Raw genomic sequence first — 26,128 nt, forward strand, 5'->3', positions numbered from 1 at the left:
CGCTCGGCGATCTCCGGCACCAGCAGGTTCGGAATGACGCTCGTATACAGGCTTCCCGGGCCGAGCACGATCAGGCGGGCGCGGTCGATCGCCGCAAGCGCTTCCGGGTTGGGAAGCGGCTCTTCCGGCCGCAGGCTCATCTCGACGATGCGCTTGCCGGCGGCCGAGATCGCGGTTTCGCCTTGCAGTTCCGCTCCATCCTCGAATCGGGCGATCAACTCGACGTTTTCGCATGTGACCGGCAAGACCTGGCCGCGGATCGAGAGAATCTGGCTCGCGGCGCGCACAGCCGTGCCGAAATCTCCAAGCACGCCCGTCATCGCGGCGATGAACAGATTGCCGAAGCTGTGGCCGCCCATCTCGCCGCCGGCCTCGCCGAACCGGTATTGGAACAGCCGCGACAGCAGGCTCTCGGAGCCAGACAGCGCGACGAGACAGTTTCTGATGTCGCCCGGGGGCAGGATCTGCAGGTCTTTTCGGAGCCGGCCCGACGAGCCACCGTCGTCGGTCACGGTGACGACCGCCGTCAGATCGATCGGAAGCTCCTTCAAACCCTTGAGCAGCGAGCTGAGTCCCGTTCCGCCGCCGACGGCCACGAGCTGGGGGCGCGGCCCCGTCGGCTGTTTCCGGAACATGAGGGCTCGCAGCTTCTCGGACGTCTCGTAGTCACGCATCGAAAGCAGCTGGAAGGAGCTCCGGATGCCGAGAGAAAGCCAAAAAAAACCGAGCAGGAACGCACTGAGCGCCGCAAGCGCGATCGCGAGGGGATCGAAGCTCCGGATGGTATCGAGATGGAACGGCGTCAGCATCATGATCGCGAGGCCGGCCAGGAACACCGAGATACACGCCATCGCGACGCCGCCCGCCAGGAAAATCACCCAGCGGCGGGTCCGTACCGACGGCCCGAACCACCGGCGCAGCGAAAACCGCATCAGAAGTCTCCGGTCATCTTGGCCTGGAGCTTCTTCGCGAACTTTTCGGCTGTCAACACGCCCATGCGCTTGAGATAGAAGTTCATCGCCGCCGTTTCGACCACGACGGCCAGGTTGCGGCCCTCGCGCACCGGGATCGTGGTGCAGGGCACCTCGACCTTCAGCAGCTTCGTCGTGCGCTGCATGATGCCGAGCCGGTCGTATTCCTTGCGATCGTCCCACTTTTCGAGGTTTATGACCATCTCGACCGTCTTCTCGTCGGACGTCGCGGCAATGCCGAACAGCGACCGGATGTCGATGATGCCGAGACCCCGGATCTCCATGTGGTGCCGGATCATCTCGTCGGGCGAGCCGACCACTTTCGTGTCGCTGATTTTGAGAAGCTGGACCGCGTCGTCGGCGACCAGCCGGTGGCCGCGTTTGATCAGCTCGAGCGCACATTCGCTCTTCCCGATGCCGGAAGGACCGATGATCAAAATACCGACACCGTATACCTCGAGGAAAACGCCGTGCACGCTCTTGCGCGGCGCGAACCGGTTGTGCAGGTAGCGCGAGAGCTGATACACGAACTCGCCGGTCCGTTCGGCCGTGCGCAGGATCGGAACCTGCTTCTGGTTGCACAGCTCGATCAGCTCGTCGAGAACGAGCAGGTCGTCACTTATTATAATACATGGTATATTAAAAAAGAGAAGCTGACGGAGCCGGACTTTCCGCGTCTCGGGGGCCTGCTCGCCGAGGTAGGCTAGCTCGGTCCGTCCCAGCACGATGATGCGTTCATAGCCGAAATGCTCGAAAAAGCCCGCCAGTTCGAGGCCGGGCCGGTGGACTTCCGACGAGATGATCTTGCGGTCCAGGCCTTCCTGGCCCGCGATGACCGTCAGCCCGTGATCGCGTGCGATTTCCTTGACCAGTACCAGCGCCATGTTGCGTTGTCCCGTTTCCGTGGTGCGATGACCTGCGCGACAGCGGAAATCCCCTGTCGTGTCGTCGGATTATACCACATCCGACCCCGCCTCGCGATGTGCCCTCTCATGCTCATTCCTGATATTCTATTCCAGCGATGATGTTGCCAATGAATGGCCGCGGGTCTAGAATGTGAACCACAATACTCACGCACCTGGAGAAAAACCGCATGTTTCTCGCCTTGCGCAAGGCTCTGCCGATCTGTGGTCTGCTGGTCGCCCTGGTCTCGGCGCCGGCCCCCGGCGCCCTTCCCGAACTGGTCTCGCCGGGTGAGCCGCCGATCACCGGCCAGGCCGTGCGCGATCACGTGCGACTGATCGAGTACACGCTCGGCACGCGCCTGACGACCGGCCAGAAAGAGCTGTTCCTCGAAACCCTGAAGAAAGAGTGCGCCGACATGGACCCCGAGGGCCGGAAGGCATTCCTCGAAGCCTCGAAGCTGGTCACGTCGATGACCTCGATGAATCCCGACCAGCGCCAGGTTATCCGCGAGATCCTGCGCGAAGACTTCGAAGGCACCGCCGCCGACGATGAAGCCGACCCCGCCGCCCAGCTCTACATGCAGGTTCGCGACGGAACGACGAAGATCATCGCAGCCCAGGGCTCGGACTCGGTCTCCCTCCAGGACCTGGAGGCCTTCACCGAGTATCTCGGTTTCGCTCGATCCCCCGACAAACCCGAAACGCTTCAGCCGGCCGAACGCGACGGTTTCATGCGGGCGATGGCCGACGGCTTTCCGGGTTACACGGAACAGGTCAGGCAGCACCTGAGCGGCTTCGACAAGACCTGGCACCTTCTGCGGGCCGGCTGGCTCGCGGCGGACGAACCGACCCGAAACCGCTGGAAAACCGGGTTGAAAGCGGCTGCCGAGAAAGCCTCTTCCGGAAACGGGCCGGCCGGCGCCGTCGATCCGGCACTCTGGGATGAAATGAAACAGGTCGCCTCGGCGGCCGGAGAGATCCCCGATGGCTGGCAGGCGACACCGACCCTGGCCGTCTGGTGACTGCGGAAACACATCATTGCACCGGCAGTTCATTTCAGGTTCACGATCTGCGTGATCTGCGGATCGTTCTTCGAAGTTGAATCAACGAATCGGGCACAAGGAGAGTGACGAGATGAGCGGATTATTCGAAAAGCGCGTGTATTGCATTCACGAGGCCGTCGGCGCGGCTGAACTTCACGAATCCTACCGGATCACCGACGAAACCGGGAAGGAGCTGTTGGGTGAAGCCGAGGAGCGGTCCTGCATCGGCAATTCCATAGCAAAAACTTTTTTTGACAAAAGCTGGCTTCCCGTCACCGTAGAGGTGAAGGATGCCTCCGGGAACCGACTGCTCGAACTGAACGGTGCCGGCTGGCGCCCCTACGCGAAGATCGTCGTCAAAAACGCGGAAGGCGCCGCCATCGCCGTCCTGAACGAAGCGGGCTGCGCCGTCAAACCACGGCTCGACGTCTCCGCCCCCGACGGCTCCTCTCTCGGGACCGTCCGTGGCGACCTGCTCGGCCGCACGTTCAGCTTCGAGGACACCTCGGGCGGCCGTCTCGCCCGGATCGAGCACCTGTGGGGCGGCCTCGCCCGCGAGCTGATGACGACGGCCGACGATTATCGCATCGACATCGCCGGCGACCTCGCGAAAGCCCCGCTCGTCCTCGCCGCCACGATCGCCATCGACCTCATCTGGCACGAAAGCTGAAAAATAGTTTTAAACCAGCATTAACACCGGGACACAGAGAAAGAAATATTCTTCAAAACGTTGTATCTCTGTGCCTCTGTGTCTCTGTGGTGAAACGTTTTTAGTATATTCGTGGAAACCTGGCCTAGAGGTATCTGGCGGGGCGTTCGCGGACGGTTTTCGGCTGGGCGGGAAAGACTTTGCCGAAATCGACGTTCAGGTCAGGGAACAGGCCCGCCTGCACCGTGTCTTCGTCGGAGTAGATCGCCGGCTTGCCAAACAACCTGTCGGCCCCGAGTGAATAGACGGTTGCCACGCGGTTGGCCGGGTCGACCAGCCAGAACTCGCGCACACCGTGTTTTTCGTATAACGCACGCTTTAGAATGCAGTCTTTCGACGCCGTCGCCGGGGAAAGTATTTCGATGACCAGGTCGGGCGCGCCCCGGCATCCCTTGTCGTCGAGCTTTTTTTCGTCGCAGACCACGAGAAGATCCGGCTGAACGACTGTCTCGATCTCGTCATCGGGCTCGTTACCTTCTGGAAGTCGTACGTCGAACGGGGCATGATATACCTTACAGGACTTTTCTTCGAAATACGCAAGCAGTTGCTTCAGGAGGGCCATCGACAGATCGGCGTGAATCCGGGCCGGAGCCGGCGTCATATCGTAGGCCACGCCGTCGATCAGCTCCCACCGGTCCTCTTCGGACCAGGAACGGTAGTCGCCGTAGGTGAACCGCCCGCCGAGCTTGCGCGCCAGATTCGGCATGGTATTCTCCTTGCTTTCGTTCAGATGACGATTCCGATCATATCATAGACAATATTTTATTTTCAACAAATCCGCGTATCCGTAGGGGCGGGTTTGAGACACCGCCCCTACAGGCACGTGTCACGGAGCCGGCGGAGGCGGGTAGATGACGGGGCGGCCGGTGAAAAATTCGGCGGTCGAGCCATCGTTTTCGACTTCCATGGCGCGGTACCGTTCTAGCTTCACCTCGTATGTGAGCGTGGCGATTCTGAGCCGGGCCAGGATCTGGGCCGAGTAGGTCGCCGTGACGGTCGTCCCGTCCTCGATATCCCGATACATGCCCTGGGATTTCACATAATAATATCCGGGATCCATGGTGACGCTGGCAGGATAGGTTGCCGGATAGCTCGTCACCCGGAACGCGACGGAACTCGCCGTCTCGCCGGACATCAGGAGGCCGGTGGTATCGGGATAGATCCACTGGCTCGAGGCGACGTTTTTGAAGTCCGCCGTCGGCGTCAGGCCGGTGAACCGTATGTTTTTCGATGCCGGCGTCGCATCGTAGGCGAAGTAGAGACGGTCTCCCTTGAGGGATACAGGGGTGTTGTCGACGAGAAACGTGCTGCTGGTCGCCATCAGCCGGGCGATCACGTAGCTGACTCCAGAGAAGGCGGCATCCTTCGCCCGCGCGATCTTGTCGACCGACGTCTGGACGCGGGTTTCCGTCTGGACCATCGTGACGTAGCTCGTCGACACGGCCATCATGAAACCGAGCACGATGATCGTCAGGATCAGGGCCGCCGAACCGCTTCGCATCGAGGTCACCTCCCCGACGGAATGGCGAAGGTCATCGTCGAAAGCTTGCTTTCGACGCGACCGTCCTCGCCGCCCATCGAGCTTTCAATACCGATGGCGATATTTGCCGTCCAGGATGACGTCCGTGTGACGGTGAAGGTCGCCACGTCCCGGGCGACGGTGAACTCGAAACCGACCGGTAACGTCTTTGTATCGACAGAGCCACCGGAATCGGTCGATTCCACGCTGGAGCTAGTGATGATCGTGATTTTCGCCAAACTGTTCCAGACACTTGTCACCGCAGGACTTTTGGCGACAATCCTTCGTCGCAGGGATTTCGAGGAAGGAACCCATTCGAGGAGGAATGTGGCTGTGCCCACATAGGCCGAACCGCTGGAGATCGCCAGATCGTATTTCAGGGCGGAGGATGCCGGCCCGTTCACTTTGGGCTCGAACACTCTGTCGGCCTGCTGGAGCTCGCGCTGGATCGTGTCGGTGACGGACCGGTAATAGGAGCCGACATCCAGTTTCTGATGCCCGGTCTTCCACGCCTGGGAACCATACTGGACGTAGGAGAGAAGCGATACCGCCATCAGGGCGAAAACCGTCGAGGCGATCAGCACCTCGACCATCGTCAATCCTGCCGTGTTCCTGCGAAATCGATACGTCGTCATGGATTCACTCCTCGTAGAAGTCTTCCGACGACCGGATCCCGATCGGCGTGATGTTCACCGTCATCACGGAAAGGCCGTAGCTGAAGGTGGCCAGACAGTCTGGCACCAGGGGAGCTTCGAACGCCGGAGCCAGAACGAGCGTCCCGTCCGGACGGAAAAAAATGGGATCCGCGAAGGGCGGGAAGAACCGAACCGCCGGGTCGAACGCCACGACGTCCTCCCCCGTGATATCGGCCCAGAACACACTGTTCGATGCCGTCCAGTCGTGCGCATGCACTTCCGTCGGTGCGTTCCACCATGCCGGTTTCACATACTCGCCGAGCTTGTATCCAGTTCCATCCGGCATAAAATACAATCTGTGATATATCTGCGTCTCCATCGCCCGATACTGCGCCGTTCGAACGTTCTGGATGAACCGGTTCGCCTCGGCCGCCACTCGCTGCGACGCGAAGAAGTTGTCCATCGCCGGCAGAGCCACGCTCGCCATCGCCGCGATGATGGAAAGCGCGGCCAGTATCTCCATCAGCGTGTAGCCAGCCCCGCCGCGCCGCCTCAGCATCATGGCGTATACCTCAGCACCTGTTTGCTGGTGCCGTTCGCCGTGCCGTTGGAGCCGCCGAGCAGATAGATATAGGGCCCCAGGGGAACCGCGTTGATCCCAAGCGGGGTGTAACTCTCGAGGGCCATTTCAGAAAAGCCCCACGTAGTCTGAAGAGGCAGGTCCTTCAGCCTGCGCACCGTTCTGGTGGCCGGGTTCCAGGCCGCGGCGGTCGAAAGCCGCGTACCGACAGGATTTTCACCGCCGAAGATGAAGATCTCGTCGCCAAAGGAACAGGCACCGGCACGTTGGCGTTTGAACAAGACAGCCGGATCGGTAAACTCATCCGTGTCCGCGGCGGCCGACAACTCCGTCCAGACATTGGTGGCCGGGTCGAACCGGTCGACAGTGGTGAGAATATTCGTTCCGTCACTTCCCCCGACGCGATAGAGCTTGTTTTCATGCCAGACAAGGCTATGATTCACCCGATTTCCCGGCATCGGCGCAAGATCACGCGAGATTCCCAACCATCTGCTTGCGATCAACGCCTGAATCTCATCCTGCGACATGGCGGCAGGAAAGATTCGAAAATCATCGATCAGCCCATTCAGCGAGGCTTCGCCAGCCCCCACAGACTTCCCGATCCTGTTTGAGCAATTCCCGAGATGCGTCAGGTTCACCGTCATGGCCGGATTTGTCCCGACAACGACTCCATTCATGTAGAGCTTGCCGTCAGTACCGGATGCCGTTACAGCCAGGTGGGTCCATACTCCGACAGGTATGGGTTCCGAGGAATCAATTGCAGGCCCCCCCGCCGTATTCGTGACACAGAAACCCGGTTTTCCTGTAAAAGACGACTGGGTTGTTAAAAATCCATAGGTGCTGGCATTGGTAGCAAAATCGCAAACCCGCGCCCAGTTGTGGTTTGCATTGAGATAGACCCAGGCGGAAATTGTATAGCTGGTTGCAGTCCCAAACCCGATCGTTGTTCCGGATGGGATGGTTACATACCCTCCATTGATATTCACCGCATTTCCAAATTTTCCCGAAGTCCAGGTCGACGTGGTCAGAGTCCCATTTTTCCCGTTTCCGGAGGAGTCATTCGCCGTCACTCCCGACGTTTCATTGAACTTGAGGTGAATAAGAGGAACCACCGGTGTTTGAGCCTCTCCGGTGAAACTGAATGAGGCAACGGCGTGGGGCCAGTAGACCTGAACCGACCGGGTTGCCGTCGTGGGAGCATACCCTCCGGCAATCACCGGACCATACGGGGTCATGCACCCGGCATGATTACGCCGCGTAATCACCGTCGCGTTGTCGTCTGCCGCTGTCTGCGACATAAAAGATCCGATCGGTTGAATGCTCGTTTGCAGAAATTTACATTCGACGACACACACACCATCACTGCCGTAATTATTCACTACAAAGAACCGGTAGTATTGGAAAGCCGACATATTCGCCCAAGGGCCGAAGCTTTGCCATCCGCTGGTATTCAGAGCAGTGAATGTCCCAATCACGAAATAATCGGTATTCAACGTTGTCCAGGTATTCGTATTGCTTCCGAGGATTTTGCAATCTTTCGCCCCATAATTTCCAAACGCAGTGAAATTGATCACCTTGAATCCGTTCACGATGACAGGGGTGCCAAAATCCATTTGCACCCACTGATTTGCTGATTTTCCGCTTCCCGCCCACCATGCCGTATAGGGGGGGCTCGTATTTCCTTCCTGACCATCGAAGAGACGCCAAGCCGGTTCGTTGGTTGTCGTCGTACTGTCGCTCGATTTTGTGACGGCGTATGGCGCCGGAGTCGTATAACCGGTCATGACAGGATTGAGAATGGGTGTCGGTGGATCGGCAGAGGTTATCAGGGTATTGGTTGTCGGGTTATATTTTTGAACCCATCCCGTTGGGACGGCTTCCATGCCGTTGAAGACCAGCAATTCGTCGTCATAGGAAACGACGGCGGGGGCTCCTGCCTTTTTCTCGAGAGTTTTTGACAGCAGAGCAATCGAATTGTCGGATGGATTGAATCGAAGGATCGTCGTCAGCGGGTCGGTCTGGTTTGCGGCGGTTCCGCCCAGGAGATAGATGCCGTTCGTCGCAACAGCCGCGATGTTCGAACCCGTGGGCGGCTCGACGGTGAATGTCGCCACGACATCATACACATCCTTCCTGCTGGCAATGCGGTTGAACGGCCGCGCAGCAATGCAGACGGGGGTTTGCGGGAGATCGATGCCGTCGATGATGCTCAGATAACTCGCACGGGCGGGAATCGAGATATCGACCAGATGCACCCGGCTCGGATTCTTCGCAGGAATCAGGAGCATCTGGCCATCAGGGGTGATTGCCAGGCCCTGTCCGGTGTTTGCCGCAATACCAGCCACAAGCGGCTTTGGGATAACAGCGCCGCTCATAGGAACCGCATACAAGAGACTGGTCTCGGCGTTGAAAAGATACAGGGTCGACGAGGCGACATCCCGACCGAACGTCAGGAAAAACCTGTTGAAGCCCGCATTCGTTGGTGAGTTTGTCCACTCGAGCACATGGGGCGGCGTGATTCGCAGAGGCACGGTGTATGTCTTGGGAATTCTGGTCCAGTTTGCACCGTTGCTCGAGCCCAAAGCCGTATACCCGTGGCAGGTGATATCGGCCGTGCCACTACCGCTGATATCCGCCCCGGCTTTGAGAGAGAAAAACGGCCCCATGGCAAGATCGTTGTCACCCTGGGTCGATTTGTCGAACTGAACCCGCGGACCGGCCGGGGGATCAAGCCCCGGCACATCGAACGCCGCAGCCCAGACACCGCCTGCCGAATTTTCGAACTGATGGCTGAACCAGGTTCCGCCGTCCAGGCTGAACCGCCCACCGTCACGCAAGGCCAGACCGATGGCCTTCACCGGCTCCGGAATCCGGAGGTAGCCGAAGAAGCGAGTGGTGCGGACACCGCCGTATTTGCTCGTCGTATTCCAATAGAAGTTGGCCGGATAGTCGACCATGTTGGCAACCGGGTCGTTGCAGGTGAAATTTTCCTTGAGCTTGTATGTCGTGCCCGTCATCGCCACATCGGATGGAACCGGGCCGTTGAAATCGATCTTGCTTCCGCTCCGATAATCGCAGATCAAGCCCGTTTGCTGGGTGAGCGTGCCGAAATTCCTGGAACGGAAATCATACACGTGCACGCTCTCCGTCGCGCCGTTATAGTTTGCGCTATAGATTGCGAGCAGGCCCCCGTCGGGGCTTATTGCCATACGGGTGGAGAGGGGGGGCGGGAAGGCATCGAACCTGCTATCCCACTTGGCATACACGGAGGCGTCCGGTCCGATCCAGTCGAGGCGGGTCCAGGTGGCACCGAAATCGGTGACGAGAACAAGCGCCCCACCGTCAGGAAGGGCGATCATGTCGCTCATCGAAGCGGTCGTGGGGAAATCCACATCCGCCTGTTTGGTGCCGCTCGCATTAAACGAGACGTAGCCGTTCGCACTCATCAAAGAAGACTGTTTCTGAATGAGAAAACCACCGTTCTGGAAATAGACGTGATGGGTCGGCTGATCGCTTGTCACTCCCCAGCTTTCGGGGTCGATGACGCCAGGCGCAACATCGCCGTTGAAGACGTCGATGACTTCCGGAAGGGTCGACGAGGCGTTGTAACAGACACTGAGTTGGCTGCCGGCGCCATTGAACGCGAGATGCGTGGGGGTCTTAGAGTATCTCACAAGCTTTCGGGTCAGGTTCTCGTAATGGTGCTTCGACCAGGGGTCGATGAACTCGATTGTTTTCGTCGGGCCGTCGCAGGCAACGGCGACCATCTCGGACATTCTGGCGGCGACGCAGCCGGCGTCGCCGCTCGGCAGGAAGAGGACCGTCCGGTCCGTCGGAATCGCCGTCGTGTAGGAGCCGGCCAGAAGGCCGGGGGTGTCGAGCGCGTAGATTTCGCCGGCCCCCTTCCGGTCGACCCAGACTTCGTTCATCGCGGGGCTGAGGACCGCCTGGTTCGTGATGTCGCCGCTGCCGGGATAGGCGACCCGGTTCGGCGGATCGGTCCAGACGTTGATCGTGCCCGCCTTCAACTCGCTGGGCATCGCGAAAATGCGCGTTTTTCCGCCGCCCTGCTTCGAGGTGGCGATGACGACCCTGTTGTCGCCGGACACCTGCACATCCTGGATATCCTCTTTGGACGGATTCACCGGGTGACTGATCTTGGCGCACCCCCAGTCGGCGGGATTATTCGAGGAGGAGCTGGCGATGTAGGCGTCTTCCCAGACCGAGTAGACCCTGCGGCCGTCGCGCGAGGTGCAGGCGGCCATCGCCTTCTTGTTCGTGCTCGCCAGCCAGCCGGGAAGGCTGTAATCCTCGAGAGCGACGAGATTCTGGGGCGCGAACATGTTCAGACGTTTGAAGCACTTGGATGCATTATCATAGTCACCCAAATATATATACCCGTCCTCGCCGACCTGCAGATCGACGAATTTGGCCGTCGATATCGGCAGAAACTTCACGAGAGAAAACGACGCCACGACGGTATCAGGAACCGAATAAATCGACAGGCCGGCAGGGGAGTGCGACGTCACGTAGCAGTAGCGCCCATCCGGCCGGAACACGACTCCGCGGTCCTTGCGGATGGCTTCATTGTCGTTCGGCTTTTCGAGATAGCTTGTGGATGTGGCATACACAACCACGCTCGTGCGCCTCGTGGCTGAAAACAGTCCCACGTTCGTCAGCAACAGGCTTTTCTCCCGCTGCGTCAGCACCCAATCGGAACTGGGATGGACGGCTATGTTGCCGGGACGGTCCGGATTGTTTTCCGTCTTGGTTTTAGGAGTTTTGCTGAACGGGAGGTCGAACGTCTCGACGACGTTTTTGGTCAGCGGGTCGATGGCATATATGCAGATGTTGTCTTTGTCCGCGATGTAGATGCGGTTCGGGTTGAAGGACTTCGGCGTGGCGACCATCGAGAAGAGGCGCACCTGCGCCGGCTCGACGCCGACGTCATCGGGGTCGGGAACGCGAGTGACGGTGACCACGACCGTCTTGAGGTTGGCCGGCTGAGAGCCGATCATCGCCTCGTTCCCGGCAAAATCGCCCTTCACATCGGAGGTGAGGGTGGCAAGCGTGATACCCTCGAGCGTCTCCACCTGCATGACGTACGTCGCGACCACCTCAGGATCGTTGATCGGCCATGTCACCGTGGCCGTGAAATCGACGACGGGCGTTCTCGCATAGGCGCTGCCGGCGAGAATCTCGGTCATCGAGGCCTGGGCGATCGTCCGCATGCGGTCCTGGTGGACGTAGGCGTTCGTCCGGTCGATGCCGGTCTGAAGGGTGCCGACGACAGGAATCAGGAGGGAGCCGGCCACGACGATCATGATCAGCGCCTCGGCGAACGTCATGCCCCATCGAATCCGGGGTTCGGCACCGACGAACCGGCGGAAACGCCGCGCCATCCTGAACACTCGCTTTGCAACCGTCGTCACGTTTCCCCTCCGAAAAGGTTCTCTCCTTTTCATTGTACCCTGAAAAGGCGCATCTTGTCACATGATACGAGGAGGCGCGCACGGACGTGCGCGCCGCCGGGAGGTTACGGGGTTACGAGGTCAGCGGGCTTCGGCGGCACGTTCCTCGATCTGCGGGAGGTTCGTGACGGCAATCGTTTTGCTGAATGCGTCGATGTCTTCCTGGAGAATGGTGAAGTCCATTGAGACCGTTTCTTTGCCCTTGGGTGAGAAGATACGGAGATTCAGACGGTCGGAGACGTGGACGACGTCCTTGCCGTCTGCCGAGGTGAGCGTGAAGGTGGCGGACTCGTTCTGGTCGGGGTTCGGATACCCGACAGCCTTGGCGCCGGTGGCCGGGTTCGTCAGCTCGGCGCGCCACTGCGGAGGCGTCATGCGCAGGCCGCGGGCAAGACCGGCGGACTGGACGTTCACGCAGAAGTATCGGACCGGGAGAGCCATGTCTTTCGCCATGCCGGCGCCGGGATAATGCCAGAGCCGGGCCTGCTCGCCGGTGAGGTCCATGACCATGCGGCCCGCCCACAGGTCGTTGGCGGTGACGAGCGCGGGCATGCTCGCGACGACGGCGTTGGTCTTCGATTCGACCATCTGCAGGACCAGCAGGTCGTCGGGCATCACGCGGCCGAGGCCGGTGCAGTGGATGACGATCTTCCCCTCGTTGAGGTGCTCCTTCGAAAGCGGCGCCATGACCTCGCGACCGCCGCGCTGGTTGCGGAGGCGGACGGCGAATCCGTCGATCCGCCCCTTGCCGGTGGCCGACTCGAGGCCGGACAGCTTTTCAAAACGCAGTTCGACGTCGAACGGCGGCTGGGTGCCTTCCTGGACTTCGGCGACATGCTGCTCGAGCTCGGTTGTGAGGACAGAAAGATAGGAGGGCATATTGCTCATCGCCTCGAGCTTCTGCTTGGCCGCCGTGTAGCCCGGGTTCACGCGCAGGGCTTCCTTGAAACTGTTCTCCGCCTCTTTGTACCGGCCGACCATCAGCAGGAGGTTGCCCAGCTTCAGGTGCAGGTCGGGATAGTTGGGATGCGCGTCGAGGAGTTCCTGGTGCATGTTCAGCAGGCTGTGGAGCTTGTCGAAGTATTCGCGCAGCGACGCGAGCCGCTCGGCCACGTCGAAGTAGTTGGACTGGAGGTTCTCGACGACCGAGAGGGCCTGCATCGACTCGTAGAACTGGCCGGCATTGTTGAAGTAGATGCCGAGCATATAATAGACACGGATATTTTTCGGCTTGATGTTCATCAGTTCGCGGATCGCCGCCTCCAGCGAGCCGCTCTCACCCATGCACATCGCCATGTACAGCCTGGCCTCGGAATACTGCGGGTTCAGTTCGAGGGCCTTGCGGAACTGCTGGATGGCCTCGTCATACATGTGGAACTGGAACATGAGCTTGCCGGCGTCGTTGTGCAGGTCGGGGAAGTCGGGATTCGACGAGATCTTCTGCTTGACCGTCGCGAGCGCCTTGTCGCGCATTTCTTCGTCCGACATGATCTGGGCGAGGTATCCGAGAGCCATGTGGTTGGTGGGTTCGAGCTCGATGGCTTTCTTCAGGGCATCGACGGCCATCGAGATGTTCTTCTGCAACGTGAAGATCTCGCCGAGAATCTGGTAGATCGCGCTCGAGCGCGGGCAGAGCGAGATCAGCCGCATGGCGTCGGCCTGGGCTTTGTCCAGGTTTCCGTGGGTCAGGTTCGCCCGGGCGTATTTCAGCAACGGAGCGCACGACTCTTCGGTGATGCCCGCGAACATATCGACGGAGGCCGGCAGTTCGGGAACGGAGGGAGTGAGCGCCTTGCGCTCGCCCCTCTCGGGAGCGAACAGGAACCGGTAGATGAAGCCGCCCTGCGCCTGGGTCTGGAGGGCCGTCTCCTGCAGGACGGTGCGGACCAGCAGCCGAACGACGTTGCTGTAGGGGCTGGTCGGACCGCGCTGATACACACTCTGGCCGTGCTCCAGGGGGGCCGACTTGAACTGCGGCAGGCCGCCGAGAACGCGGTATTTGAACAGTTTCTTCACCTTCTCGGGGTCGAACGACTCTTCCGTTTTGGTCACGAGCAGGTTCACGCGGTTTTCCGAGATGTTCAGATGCGCCATTCCCTGGAGGAAGCGGGCGTTGTTCTTGATCGCGAGGGCGTCGGCGATGTCGACCAGGAAGAACAGGTGGTCGGACAGATCGATCACGTTCAGCAGCAGTTCGGTCATACTGCTGTCGGTGTCGATGACGATGTAATCGAAATACTGCCGGCAGATCTTCAGGGCCGACACCAGGTCGGGAGCGTCGATCTTCTCGCCTTCGAGGAAGTCGCTCGGAGCGGGCAGACTGTACAGGTTGTCGGTGTGCCTGACGAGGTGGCGGACCATGACGTCCCAGCCGGAGATGCCGGTTTTGACGGCTTCGAAGAAGCTCATCATCGACTTGGGAGAGAAGACGCCCATGACGTAGGTGCCGTCGCCAAAATACACGTCGAGGTCGACGTAGAGGATCTTGCGGGGGAGTTCGGCGCCCAGCATATGGGCGAGCGTGGTCGCAAACGTCGTCTTGCCGTAGCCGTTGCGGGCCGAGGCGACTGTGACGATCTTGGCCTCGCGCTTTTTCTCGGCGATCGGCTGGGTCGAGACGTTGGCGCTTTTCAGCCGGCGGCTGAGAGCGCCGAGCAGCTTGAAGCTAATGGAGGGCTTTTCCCGAAGCAGGCGTTCGAAATCCTGGCCGGGGATCTTGAGCAGGATCGTCTGCTGAAGTGCGGTCGTCGTCGCCGACCGGGCGGAATCCTTGTCGAAGAGAGCCATTTCACCGAAGAAATCGCCGTTCTTCAGGATCGCGACGACCTTGTGCTCCTGGAAGATGTCGCGAACCGACACTTCGATCTGGCCGGTCTTGACGATGTAGAAATCACGGGAGAAGTCTCCCTGCTGGAAGATGATTTCGCCCCGGTTGTACGTCACGGCGACGGTGATCGTCGCAATCTGCTCCAACTCCTGGCGCGTGAGACCATTGAACAGTTCGATCGTATCGAGCATGGATACTCTCCTCTCTCTTTGTGACGTCGATTATGAACCGGAACTCTCTCTGCGTGATATGGACAAACGTCACTACAGTCGCAATCTTACCAGAGGTGAAAACATCCGGTCAACAAGGTTTTGCGGGTTTTTCCGAATGTACGCCGCCGGTTTCATTTCGGAAAACCGAAAGACCTCTTCAGAACCCAGAATGCGGACAGGAGGGAGAGCACTTCCGCGATGAGGCGGGGCGCGACGACGTCGATCATCTCGGGGTTGGAGGCGACGTGCATCACCAGGGTGCCGAGTTCGGGCACCCCCGACCAGCCGTATGCCAGACCAAGCAGCAGCGCGACGAATCGAAGCAGGCCGCCCTTCGCGCCCGTGACGAACGCCGTTCCTGCGAATCCATAGCCCAGGAGGATCTTTTTGAGCATCCGTTCCTCGAGGAGGATTTCCGGGGAGAGGGAGAAAGCGAGCGTCGCAAGCCGGGCCGTGAAGAAGACGCCGAACAGAAAACCGGGGAAGCTCAGCGACGGGGCCTGACGATGAGGGGTTTCTTCCGGGAGCGGAGCCGGCGCATCGGCGCCGGAAACGGCGAGAGGCGTTTCGGAAGCGGCAAGAGGGGCTCCGCAGGCCCGACAGAAGGTCGATTCGGGCGGGCAGCGATGTCCGCAGGCCGGACACGGAATTTTCTGTTTCGCGGCTTGCGGCGCGGGGGGTTCGGGAGTTGCCTGCGGAGGCGGGGCCGTCGCAGGTGCCCGAGGCGGCGCGGGCGGCGTTGCCGCTGCGCGCGGGGGCGGAGGAGCGGCCGGACGCGGAGGCGCTGGCGATTTCTGCGGCGGGAGCGGATGAAGTTCTTCGGGGACACGGAACGCGACCGTCGCCATGGCGGCGGCCGGAGATGCGCCTCCGCTGATATCGACGCGGAGGACGATATCGGCGAACCGCAGCCGGTCGCCGTTCTCGAGGCGCGTGCGGGAGTCGAGCCGGACGTCGTTCCGGAACGAGCCGTTCGCGCTGCCGAGGTCCGTCAGCCAGAAGCCGTCGGCATCCGACTCGATCTGCGCGTGCCGGCGACTGACCCGGTTGCTGTCGAGGCGGATCTCGGTCTCGTCGGAGCGGCCGATGACGGCGGGAAAGGACGGGATCTCGACCGGCCGTCCGTCTTCGAGACGAAGCGTCAGAACCGGGCCGCGACCCGGTGCGGAAGGCGCGGAAGGTGCGGCCGGCGTGGCCGGCGGTTTGGCCTGGACCGGGGATGGCGCGGGTTTCGGCGCGGGCGGGGGCGGCGCGGGCGGCCCGCCCGTTTTTCCGGGTTCGACGGCCGAAGCGGCGGCCCGGGCGACGGATCCGGCGGCCGCGGCGAGAACGGCGCCAGCCGCCGCCGCCGCGGCCCCTTTCGCGGCCTGGCCGAGCATGCCCCCGAGATCGGGAACGGAGGATCCCGCGGCCGGGCCGGCTCCGCCGCCCGGCGTTCCGTTCGGAAGCGACTCGATCGGCCGGCGGGCGATCTCGTCGAACTCCTCTTTTGCGCGGCGGAGCTTGCCGGTCGTGTCGCGTTCGTCACGGACGTCCCCGGCAAGGCCGATCAGCAGGTCGTGAAGGGTGCCGCCCGTCGGGGATTTCACGGTGACGTGGAGCCCTTTCCCGCTTCGTAATATCATCCATGTTATACATGCCGGCCCGTTCATCACGGCCGTCTGGAGCAGGCCGACGCCGAGCGTCGCCGAGAACTGGTATCCGGGCCGGAGCAGGCTGAGCCTTCCGTCCTCGAAAACGCCGTCCCAGCGGCCTGCCGCCTGTTCGCCCGGGGTCCCGGGAACGCCGCCGGGGAGCATCGCCGTGGCGGCGATTCCCTGGAACAGCGCAAGCGCGGCGTTGACAGTGCCGGCGGGGTCGGCCCCCGCATCGACGCGCCGCGCGAGTTCTTCGAGCGCCGGCTCGAAAGCGGTCAGGACGAGTTCGGTCGCGCCGCTCATGCCGTCGCCCCCCCGCCCGCCGGCGGACCGATGACGAGCTGGGTCACAAGGCAGTCATACCGCACGACGAGCATGACCATCAGCACGACGGCCACGCAGACCTGCGGCAGATCGCTCATCGCCGCCTTGATGATCGTGAAGGCGTTCTCGATGTTGCCGGTCAGCTTGGCCAGGAAGGCGGCCGCGGCACTCGCCGCGCCGCCCGAAACGACGATGCCGACCAGGATGATCGCGAGGCCACCGACCGTCACGAGCGTGTTCACGATATCCATCACCTCGTCGATCGTGGCCGTCGCCTTCTCGTAGTCCCCGTAATCCGCGGACAGGTCACCGACCTCCATCGCGAACCGGTGGCGCCGCGCCTCCCAGTCCTTCGGGGCATCGAGATGTTTCGCCATCACGTGGACGAAGCCGACGACCTTCGTCGGCTCCCGCCCGAACAGGTTCAGCCGCATCCGGGCATCGTCCATCATCACTTCCTTGTTATCCTTCGCCTGGTCGGAGCCGATCACGGCATCGATGATCGAGCCGATCACCGTATCGATGATCTTGCCGATGCCCGAGCCGGTGAAACTACCACTCCAGTCCTCGACTTCACTCGCGACCCGCTTCAGGTCAGCCTCGAGGAATTTCGCCACCTTCGCGAGCACCTCATCGCCGTATTCGGCGAGCTTTTCCATGAGCGGCGCGAGGAGCGTGCGACCGGTTCTGCAGAGCCACGCGAACGCCGATGTCAGGGCGGTCCGGCACAGGTTTCCCAGTGACGAAAGCAGGTGTCCGACGATCTCCAGGACCGTCGAGAACACACTTCTGAGGGATTCCCAAAACGCGGAAATCCAGTCTGGAATCTTCTCGGCGGCTTCCTTCGCGGCTTTGGCGGCCCATTCCTTCAGCTCGTCCCAGCGGGAAGCGGCTTCCGAGAGTTTCGACTGGAAGCCCGAGATGCGCTCCTGGAGTTCACCGGCAAGTTTCGAGACCGTTTCCATGAGACTGTCGATGATGCCACCGACGGTGGTGCGGATCCGGCGGCCGAGATTTCCCAGCCGTTCGAGGAGGGCGTAGAATTTGTCCTGCAGACTTTTCAGATACGGCATGAGCTGGTTTCTCACCGGGCCGATGAACTGGCTCGCCAGGTCGCCGAACCACGAGGCGCCGCGCACCAGCCATTTGCCGAACCGCGTGTTCGCGAGCCACTGGACGATCCGCTGCCCCTTCTCGAGCAGCCAGCCGCCGAGTTTCTTGAGATTGTCGCTCGCGCTCGCGACGCTCAGGCCGATGTTGATGAGGCTCTTGAGAAAGTTCTCGAACCGGTCGCGGGTGAGGTCTTCATGGCACTTGAAGCGCCGGAAGTAGATCGAGGAGCCTTCGAGGGCCGCCGCGACGAGGCCGACTCCGGCGAGCGCCGATTCGTACTTGTCTTCGGTCATCTTCGCGATCTGCTCGCAGAAGGTTTTGCGGTATCTGCGCACCTCCGTGAAAAAGCCGTCGGAAAACAGGCTCGCGTTGATGCGGGTGCCGTCGAACCGGGCTTCGAAATCGGCGATGGCCGCCGCCGCCTCGGCGTGGAGTGTCGTCATCGGGACATCCCCGGCCTCCGGATCCGCCGGAAGCTTCACGGGCCGGGCCTCGAGCTTCGCCCGCCGGAACGCGTCCTCGAGTTCGGGAAGGACGAGCTTGAAGGCGCCCTGGGAACCGCTTCGGACCGTCGGGCCGGGGCCGCCGGCCTGCCCGAACGCGAAGGAGAGAGACGCGTTGGCCACGGGGAAATACACGGTTTTTTCTTCCGGCATCTCGCAGGGCAGGAACACGGAGCCTTCCACCGCCGGGCCCTTGAGCAGGTCCGGGGCGATCTCGAACGGCACGGCGTCCTTGTCGTCGCAGATCCCTTTCTTTCTGATGGTGATGAAGCCGGCGAGTCTGGGGGCGAGGGGCACGACGACGGGGGTGTCGAGTGCGCGCCGGGCCTCGCCGTCGCCGATCACGATCTGCATTTCGTCGAACAGGCGCATGCCCGGCTTGTAGACGAGCTCGTCGGGCGGCGTGTAGGTGAACTCGACGATGCCCTTCGCGTCGGTGCGCCCCGTGTCGCGGGTCAGCGCGCCGACGGGCTTTCCCTTCGAGGCGCCGCTCCAGGCGAGCGCCACGGCCGTGTCGGCGACCGGCTCGCCGCGGGACTCCTCGACGAGCTCGAGGGCGATCGTCACGGGAACGCCGGCCAGGGCCGGCAGCTCGGGGGAAAACGTCACGACGGGCTTGACGGCCGGGGAATAGATACTTACAGGTATTTTCAGCTCGCCGTCGGGCCGCTTTTTCTGCCCGGCCGTGCTCCAGGCGAACACGCGAAGGGTCCCCGCCACGGGCTCCTTCAGGTCGCCGCGCGGTTTCGGGGTCTGCCAGTGGCTGTCGGCCGGCAGGACGTCCTTCTGGGCGTCGGTGCAGACGAGCAGCCCTTTGTCGAGATCGCACTGCCAGGTGAACTGGTAGGCATCGTCCGGCGCGCGGTAGACCTGGCCCGACTCGGGATCGGGCTGTTCGACCCAGACGGAAAGAGTCGCGACGGTCTTCGCATCGGCCGGGAGCCAGATCTGGCCGTCTTTCCAGCACTCCTCGGGCCGGACGGTCCAGCCCATCGCGATGCCGGGGGCCTGGACCTGCACGGCGCACGTCGCCTCGAGTTTCTGCTGTTTCCCTTCCGCGTCCTTCGGCGTCCAGGCCTGGACGGTGACGGGAATCGGCTTGTCGAACTTGGCTTCGCCCGGGGCGCGGGCGAACTCGTCAGTCACCGAGACGTCGGCGACGACGACCTTGTCCTGCTGGGACATCGAGAAGGAAAGCCAGTTTTCGGGGGTTCCGGCGACGCCGAGGTTCGCGATCTCGCACGGTTCGTAGGTTTTCGTCGTCGGGTCGAGGGCTTTCAGGCAGATATGGATGCGCGCGGGCGTCCAGCGCTTCGATGATGTATCATACGCTATATCGAACGTCTTTCCCGCATCGGGTGCCATCGCGTCGCGCTCCTGTTCAGTAGATTTCGAGGACGTAGGCCGCCGCGCCGCCCGGGGTGACCCGGACGGACGCCGTGCACGTCTGGCCGCCGCCGCTGCCGACGACGGTGACCGTGGCCGGTGCGAGCGCCTGTCCCGCGGGAAGGGGCGCCGCGGCGTTCTGGCCGACCATGCAAGTCGCCCGGCAGCCCCCGCCGGCGCTCGACAGCGTCAGCCACTGAGAGCCGTCGGACGAGATCGAGATGGCCGCGTCGGAGGCGGGCACGGTCGGCCCGCCGTTTTCGCTCTTCCAGACCGCGGCGAGAAGCTCACCCGGCTGTTCCGGCGTGACCGCCATGTCGTAGGTGTTGACCTGGAGACAGTAGACGGTCGTCTTCGTGCCGCTGTCCACGACGGCGGCGCCGGCGCCGGCGCCGATCGCCGGGGGAATGCCGCGTTTCATCGCCTCCGTGGCCCCCTGGCTGTTGATCCAGGAAACGAGCTGCTTGTCGATCGAATCGTTCCGGTTCACCCCTTCGGACCAGCCGCCGTCGTGCGCCCAGACGGCCTGATCGTGGCCGAGATACCAGGCGAGCGCCGTCAGGCCCGCCCCGAGGAGGAGCGAGACGCGGGGCGACACGGGGACGGCTTTCCCGCCCTGGGTGACGATGGCGAACACCGAGCCGATGATGATCGCCCAGGCGAGCGTCGTTCCCCACTCCCAGGCCGCCTGCGAAAACAGGCCGGCGGCGAGGCCGAGGCAGCCGACCTGGATGACCGCGGGCCAGGCGATCCCGGCGAATCCTCCGGCGGGGGCGGCGTTCGGCGGCAGGAACCGCGCGGCCCCGGAGACGAGCCCCGCGACGGGCGAGGCCAGCAGGAGCGGAAAGGCCGTCCCGAGCGTCGTCAGACTCCAGAAGCTGACGGCGAGTTGCGTTTGCATTGATATATACGAACTAGCATAGTACCCGGCGAAAATGCCGCAGCCGAGGGCGGCGAAGTTCGGTTTCTGGGCGTGCCTGAAATGCGGAAGCAGGGAGCCCGGGACCGCGAGAACCCGCCGCAGGCCAGCCGCGAAACCGGAGGCGCGCAGTCTCGACCAGACGAACCACAGGAACCCGCCGCCGATCGTCCAGGCGTAGACCGCCTGGTCCTTGTATCCGTCGCAGGCGATGAACTTGCCGGCCCAGGAGCTGTCCTGGAACCCCTCGTTCGTGACGGCCATCAGGTAGGTGTGGACGAACCAGGCGACGAGCGCGGCCTTGACCGCCGTGAACAGCCGCATCGGAAGCCCCGCAAGGGTCTGTTTCGCGACGGCGGTCCAGGAGATGGTCAGATACCCCGGCAGGGCGGCGAGCGACACGGCCCCGGCCTGCCCGGCGGCGGTTCCGCCAGCATCTCTCGCGGTGACCGGCGCGCCGGCATCCGGTCGCCGGCCGGCTGCCGCGGGACCGGCCCGACGCTCCCCGGGCGGAGTCCCCCGCTGCCAGGCATGGCCGTCCCAGCAGAGCCACTGCCCCGTTCCCGCCTCGATCTGCCACCAGCGGCCCTCTCTGTCGGTCGTGCGAAGGGCGTTCACGGCCTCGACGAAGGCGGCGTCATCGATTTCCCGCCGTTCGTGCTGGCCGGCGAGCTGGTGGTACTGTTTTTCGATATCCGAAAATGTGGACATCGGTCCCGGTTTTCTCTCGCTTCCCTCTGGAATGAGTCCGGATCAAGCCTAAATCTTCCCGCGGATAAAATCAATGAGTGGATATGACGCAAACGTCGGTGGTTGATTTTTCCCGGAGTCTCGGGTAGTATCACCCGCGGGTTTTTGCAACGCAATATCGCAATTCTGAAATCAGCTATGAATAAAGAGTTTACACATTTTGCAGCGCCACTCCCGTCATTTCATTCATCCAGGAGGATCGTCCAGGTGAGCCGTCACGCCGTCATCAGGGGAAGCGGGATGCATATCCCGTCCGAAGAGCATCCCAACGCCGAGTTTTACACCCGTTTCGACCCGGAGACCATCAAGAAGTCCGAGGAAGCCACCGGCATCAAGACCCGTTTTTACGCACCGCAGGAGTGGGCCGCGTCGGATCTCGCGGTCCAGGCCTGCCGCGCCGCGCTCGAGCACGCGAAGGTGACTCCCGACGAGATCGACCTTCTGATCCTGGGCACCGACACGCCCGACTATCTGACCCCGGCCACCTCGGTCGTTGTGCAGAACAAAATGGGCCTGAAGAACGCCGGCACGTTCGACGTCGGCTGCGCCTGCGCCAGTTTTCCGACCGGCCTCACGATCGCGTCCGGGATCATCGCGACGCAACCGCAGATCCGCAACATTCTCGTCGTGGGCGTCTACATGATGCACAAACTCGCCGATCTGGCCAACGATCCCGTCAGCTTCTATTACGGCGACGGGGCGGGCGCGGTGGTGGTCAGCGCGGCCGACAAGCCCGGCTTCATTTCGTCGGCCTATCGGGCGGACGGCTCGTATTCCCGGTGCTGGGGCATCTTCTCCGGCGGCACGGCGGAGCCGGCGACGGCCGAGTCCGTCGAGGCGGGCCGGACGCAGGTGCGATTCGTCGAGAAGTTCCCTTCGTCGGTCAACCGCGAAGGCTGGCCGTATCTCGTCCGCGAGGCGGCGAAGAACGGCGGATTCGGGCTCGGAGAGATCGATCACCTGATCTTCACGCAGGTCCGCAGCAAAACGATCGACGAGGTCATGGGCGACCTCGGCCTGCCGCTCGAAAAGGCGCACAAGATCATGGACAAGTGGGGGTATATGGGCTCGGCCTGCCTGCCCGTCGCCTTCCACGATGCGGTCACGCAGAAAAAGATCAAGGGGGGCGATCTCGTCGTCTTCATCGGCTCCGGCGTCGGCTATAACCAGTGCGCCGCCGCCGTGCGCCTTCCCGACGACTACCCCGCGGCCTGATTTCCCCACCTCCGGCCGGGGGCGGAATTCGAACCCGCACCCGGCCAGATGGGCCGTATCACCGTAACAGGGGGCTGACCGAGGCGAGGCGGGTAAGGCCGGCGCTGGTGGCGAACCAGAGATTGCCGTCGGGGTCCTGGAGCATGCTCATGACCTCGTTTCCGCCGAGGCCGTCGCGGGCCGTCAGGACGGTGAACGTCGCGCCGTCGTAGCGCGCGAGGCCGTCCATTTCCGAGCCGAACCAGAGGATGCCGCGCCGGTCCTCGAAGATCGAGCGGCATTTCTGGCCGGCGAGGCCGTCGGCCTTTCCAAACGTTCTGCAGCGAGGCGTTTCAGAAGCCCAGTCCTCGATGCAGGTGAGGCCGCCCCGGTCGAAAAAACCCGTGCCGACCCAGATCCGACGGCGCCGGTCCTCGGCGATCGCGACCACGTTCGCGTGCGGAAGTCGGTCGGGCGGCAGATACGCCGTTGCGCCGCCGCCCGCGAGCCGCACGAGACCGCCGGCGGGCGCCGCGTAGGAGCCGTACCAGAGTCCGCCGTCTGAATCCTCGAACAGGGCCTTGATCCGGTCATGCGGGAGTCCGTCCCGCGCCGTCATCGTTCGCCAGCCGTCGCCGTCGAGCCAGGCGGCGCCGTTCCAGGTGCCCGCGCAGAGCCTGCCGCTTCTCGTGATCATCAGGGCCATCACCTTGACGGGAGACAGTCCGCAGGGATTCGCGAGCCATCTTCCGCCGATGCGGGCCGTCAGGCCCAGCTCGTGGCCCACCCACAGCGTGCCGGACGCATCGATGGCGAGCGCCTCGATCCCGCTCAACGAGGGTGTTTCCGGGGGCAGGGGCAGTTCGACGCCCCGCCGCCAGTCCACGAGGAGAAGGCCGTCCCGGCCGCCGGCCCAGAGCCGCTCCCCTTCGAGCTGCAACGCCCGGAACTGGCCGGCGCGGGCCAGCGTGAGCCATCCCGGCGGCGACGAAGCCGTCGATGTCCGGTCGCTCCATGGCCGGAGGAGCACGATCGCCAGCAGGAGAACGGCCGCGCCCCACCAGGCCGATCCATGCCGGGCCATCCCCTCTCCGGTCCTTCGCGCCGTCACGGGTGAGCCATCGCTGAGGCGGCATCGAGAGCCCGCCTGCCGCGCATGTCGGCCAGCCGCAGCAGCAGGGAAATGGCCGGTTTCATCCAGGGCGAAAGGTAGGCGATGTCGGTCAGCCGCTGAAAGACGCACAGACGGTTCGGCGCCGTAAAGGAAACCGTGCTTCCCGAACATTCCAGTCCCCACCGGGCCGCCACGGCCGACGCGGCGCTGGCGCCGTCGCGCATCTCGACTTCGATCCGGAAGGGGCCATTTCCGCCCGGCGGCTCCGCGCCGGGAGCGGCGAGCGATTCGCGCGCCGCCGCGGCAAGAGCCGCCCGCCATTCGGCGAGCCTCTCCCTCCCGTGGGGATCCGACGGATCGAGCTTTATACTCTGGATGATAGAAATTCCCGGCATCACACCCGATGCCTCCCGGCACGCCACGGGACAGCCGGAAAACAGTCTCGCCCGGACGGCCGGCCCGCCAGATGTCTGCGCGGCCGCGATGGCGCCGGCGAACAACTCCGCCTCGCAGAGCGGCCTTCCGTCGATCGTCACGCGGGCGAACCGCGACGTCAGGGTGTGCGGAAGGAACCCCGGGCTGCCGGAGGATGCGTGGAACCCGATCATCGCCAGCGTATCCGCCGGCGGCAGACGGCCGATTCCCGGCACCGGCCCGGCCTTGTATCCCTGCCGGAGCACGGCCCGTCGGTCTATATTATATCTAAATATATTGAATCCGGTCCGATGGTAATCCTGAATCCGGACGTCGGTTGCGCCCGCGTCGAAAAAGGCTTTCGCGACGACGTCGACATCGCGGGTCAGCTCGCGACATGCGACGGCCCATTCCGGCGTGCCGAGCTGCGACGCGGCCCCGTTCCGGCAGGCCGGGCTGCCCTCGATATCGACCAGCAGCAGCACCCGCCGCCCCGGCGCAACGGCTTTCACGACACGATTCATGACGCCCCAAGTGTAACACGATTCAGGAACGCATTCGCAGATCGACGACTGATGAGACGCGGATGAAGAACAGATGTTGCGTCGTGGAGGCGGGCGGGGGCATACTGGAAAGGGAACACGACCGGGGAGGGGGAGCCATGTTCGAGAACGGCAATGTGCGGGTCACGCGCAGGGACGGGTTTCGCTGGGCGCTGGCGGTCATCTTCGTTTTGCAGATCATCATCGCGTATCTCCTCGTCGACGTCATCCAGGACCAGTTGAAGGCCTCGAAGGCTTTCAAGGCGGCCAGTGAGACCGATCAGCCGCGCGAGGGCGAGTATGTGTGCCTCACCGGCAAGGTGATCCCACATGATCTGAAGTCCGACGATCCGGCCTTCGAGCAAGCCTTTCGCAAGGTGCTGCGGCTTGGAGAGACGCTCATGTTCGAAGCGACCTTCACGCACTCCGAGAAGCGCGGAAAGAACACCCACACCATCACCGACCGGATCATCAGGGGCTCGAGAAGATACACCGTGGATACGCCGGCCGGCGTCGTCCGTCTCGCGGGCTCCCCGGACCGCCTCTACTCGCATCATTCCGCGCGGTTCGACGTCTTTCCCGCCTTCGAATCGTTCAGCCCGAGGTCGCGAACGCTGCGGACGACGTATTTCGCGCCGACCCGCCTGCACCTGATCGGCGTGGCCTCGCACGAATCGAACGGCGAAGTCCTTCTCTCGGGCAAGCCCGGAAAGCCGCTGATCGTCTCGGAAGTGCCGCGCGACCAGCTTCTCAGCAATACCCGGCTGGCGGCGATGCTGGCGGGGGCGGCGATCGTGTATTTTCTCACGACGCTGTTCATTCCCTGGAAGCGCTCGCTCCGGGAACAGATCGAGCGGATGCCGTCGGTCTGCTACATTTTCGACATGACCGGGGGCCCCGAGGGAATCGCGCTGCTCCTGTTCGTGCTGTATGCCGTGGGCGCCATCGTCGTTCTCAACGTGTTCGGCGGCGACCACCAGTTCCGGGTGGACCAGCTGAAGGCGGTCCTCTTCCTCGGCTTCTGCATGCTCGTCCACGTGGGGCGCAGCGTCGAGTATTTCTACGTGGCCGACAAGCGCGACGGTTTCCTGTACGAGTATTCGCGCGGGCTGTTCTCGCTTTCCCGCACCCGGCTGGCGCCCTTCGCCGATCTGCGGCTCTGGATCGATATCCAGCGGGGCAGCAAGGGGTCGAAGAGTTACTACCTGAAAGCGAGTCCTCCGAAGGGGAAGGGATTCGACCTCGGTGGTACCGGCTCGTCGGAAGCGACGCTCCTCGAGATCAAACGGGAGTTCGAAGCGTTCCGGAAAAACCGGCCGGAGCCTCAGCGCTCCGGGCTTCTCACCAGGGACGTCTGAGG

The 26,128-nt window shown here is 62.8% G+C and carries 17 protein-coding genes; 4 read left to right on the plus strand and 13 right to left on the minus strand.

Going from position 1 to position 26,128, the window contains the following annotated elements:
* Together PLU72_16205 and hprK are read right to left on the minus strand one after the other, a co-directional pair.
* Positions 1-932 (minus strand): YvcK family protein (locus tag PLU72_16205; GenBank protein ID HOT29720.1); only part of this gene is annotated, 932 nt, incomplete at its 3' end.
* Complete coding sequence (hprK, locus tag PLU72_16210) at positions 932-1,855, minus strand: HPr(Ser) kinase/phosphatase (protein ID HOT29721.1); 924 nt, start codon at positions 1,853-1,855, stop codon at positions 932-934. The genes PLU72_16205 and hprK, both read right to left, overlap by 1 nt.
* Before the next feature lie 209 nt (positions 1,856-2,064).
* Between hprK and PLU72_16215 the strand changes: the two genes are divergently transcribed.
* On the plus strand, positions 2,065-2,898 hold the full coding sequence (locus PLU72_16215) for a hypothetical protein (protein HOT29722.1): 834 nt from the start codon (positions 2,065-2,067) through the stop codon (positions 2,896-2,898).
* A gap of 112 nt (positions 2,899-3,010) precedes the next feature.
* Entirely contained in the window at positions 3,011-3,589 is a 579-nt protein-coding gene (locus PLU72_16220) for a phospholipid scramblase-related protein (GenBank protein HOT29723.1), read from the plus strand.
* Positions 3,590-3,713: 124 nt separating this feature from the next.
* Here the strand turns inward: PLU72_16220 and PLU72_16225 are convergent, their stop codons facing one another.
* The 9 genes from PLU72_16225 to PLU72_16265 all read right to left on the minus strand — a co-directional run bounded on the left by PLU72_16225 (position 3,714) and on the right by PLU72_16265 (position 21,465).
* On the minus strand, positions 3,714-4,334 hold the full coding sequence (locus PLU72_16225) for a Uma2 family endonuclease (protein ID HOT29724.1): 621 nt from the start codon (positions 4,332-4,334) through the stop codon (positions 3,714-3,716).
* A 120-nt stretch (positions 4,335-4,454) separates the two neighbouring features.
* Positions 4,455-5,129, minus strand: a complete 675-nt coding sequence (locus PLU72_16230) for a hypothetical protein (protein ID HOT29725.1) — start codon at positions 5,127-5,129, stop codon at positions 4,455-4,457.
* A 5-nt stretch (positions 5,130-5,134) separates the two neighbouring features.
* Positions 5,135-5,782, minus strand: coding sequence for a hypothetical protein (locus tag PLU72_16235; protein HOT29726.1), 648 nt, complete (start codon positions 5,780-5,782; stop codon positions 5,135-5,137).
* A gap of 4 nt (positions 5,783-5,786) precedes the next feature.
* Positions 5,787-6,344: a prepilin-type N-terminal cleavage/methylation domain-containing protein gene (locus PLU72_16240; GenBank protein HOT29727.1), complete on the minus strand. Its 558-nt coding sequence runs from the start codon at positions 6,342-6,344 to the stop codon at positions 5,787-5,789.
* Positions 6,341-11,794 carry a kelch repeat-containing protein gene (locus PLU72_16245; protein HOT29728.1) on the minus strand — a complete coding sequence of 1,818 codons (5,454 nt, stop codon included), beginning with the start codon at positions 11,792-11,794 and terminating at the stop codon, positions 6,341-6,343. The genes PLU72_16240 and PLU72_16245 overlap by 4 nt, the downstream gene beginning before the upstream one ends.
* A gap of 120 nt (positions 11,795-11,914) precedes the next feature.
* Positions 11,915-14,851: a cyclic nucleotide-binding domain-containing protein gene (locus PLU72_16250; GenBank protein ID HOT29729.1), complete on the minus strand. Its 2,937-nt coding sequence runs from the start codon at positions 14,849-14,851 to the stop codon at positions 11,915-11,917.
* A gap of 152 nt (positions 14,852-15,003) precedes the next feature.
* Positions 15,004-16,812: an FHA domain-containing protein gene (locus PLU72_16255; GenBank protein ID HOT29730.1), complete on the minus strand. Its 1,809-nt coding sequence runs from the start codon at positions 16,810-16,812 to the stop codon at positions 15,004-15,006.
* On the minus strand, positions 16,809-19,814 hold the full coding sequence (locus tag PLU72_16260; protein HOT29731.1) for a hypothetical protein: 3,006 nt from the start codon (positions 19,812-19,814) through the stop codon (positions 16,809-16,811). The genes PLU72_16255 and PLU72_16260 overlap by 4 nt, the downstream gene beginning before the upstream one ends.
* A gap of 16 nt (positions 19,815-19,830) precedes the next feature.
* Entirely contained in the window at positions 19,831-21,465 is a 1,635-nt protein-coding gene (locus PLU72_16265; protein HOT29732.1) for a hypothetical protein, read from the minus strand.
* Positions 21,466-21,711: 246 nt separating this feature from the next.
* Here PLU72_16265 and PLU72_16270 point away from each other — a divergent pair, with 246 nt between their 5' ends.
* Positions 21,712-22,719 carry a ketoacyl-ACP synthase III gene (locus PLU72_16270; GenBank protein HOT29733.1) on the plus strand — a complete coding sequence of 336 codons (1,008 nt, stop codon included), beginning with the start codon at positions 21,712-21,714 and terminating at the stop codon, positions 22,717-22,719.
* A 58-nt stretch (positions 22,720-22,777) separates the two neighbouring features.
* Here the strand turns inward: PLU72_16270 and PLU72_16275 are convergent, their stop codons facing one another.
* Positions 22,778-23,782, minus strand: coding sequence for a two-component regulator propeller domain-containing protein (locus tag PLU72_16275; protein HOT29734.1), 1,005 nt, complete (start codon positions 23,780-23,782; stop codon positions 22,778-22,780).
* Between the two features lie 23 nt (positions 23,783-23,805).
* Positions 23,806-24,750, minus strand: a complete 945-nt coding sequence (locus tag PLU72_16280; protein ID HOT29735.1) for a M55 family metallopeptidase — start codon at positions 24,748-24,750, stop codon at positions 23,806-23,808.
* A gap of 137 nt (positions 24,751-24,887) precedes the next feature.
* Between PLU72_16280 and PLU72_16285 the strand changes: the two genes are divergently transcribed.
* Entirely contained in the window at positions 24,888-26,126 is a 1,239-nt protein-coding gene (locus tag PLU72_16285) for a hypothetical protein (GenBank protein HOT29736.1), read from the plus strand.
* Positions 26,127-26,128: the final 2 nt, after the last annotated feature.

This window comes from Candidatus Ozemobacteraceae bacterium, from assembly GCA_035373905.1.
In the GTDB taxonomy this organism is placed as follows: domain Bacteria; phylum Muiribacteriota; class Ozemobacteria; order Ozemobacterales; family Ozemobacteraceae; genus MWAR01.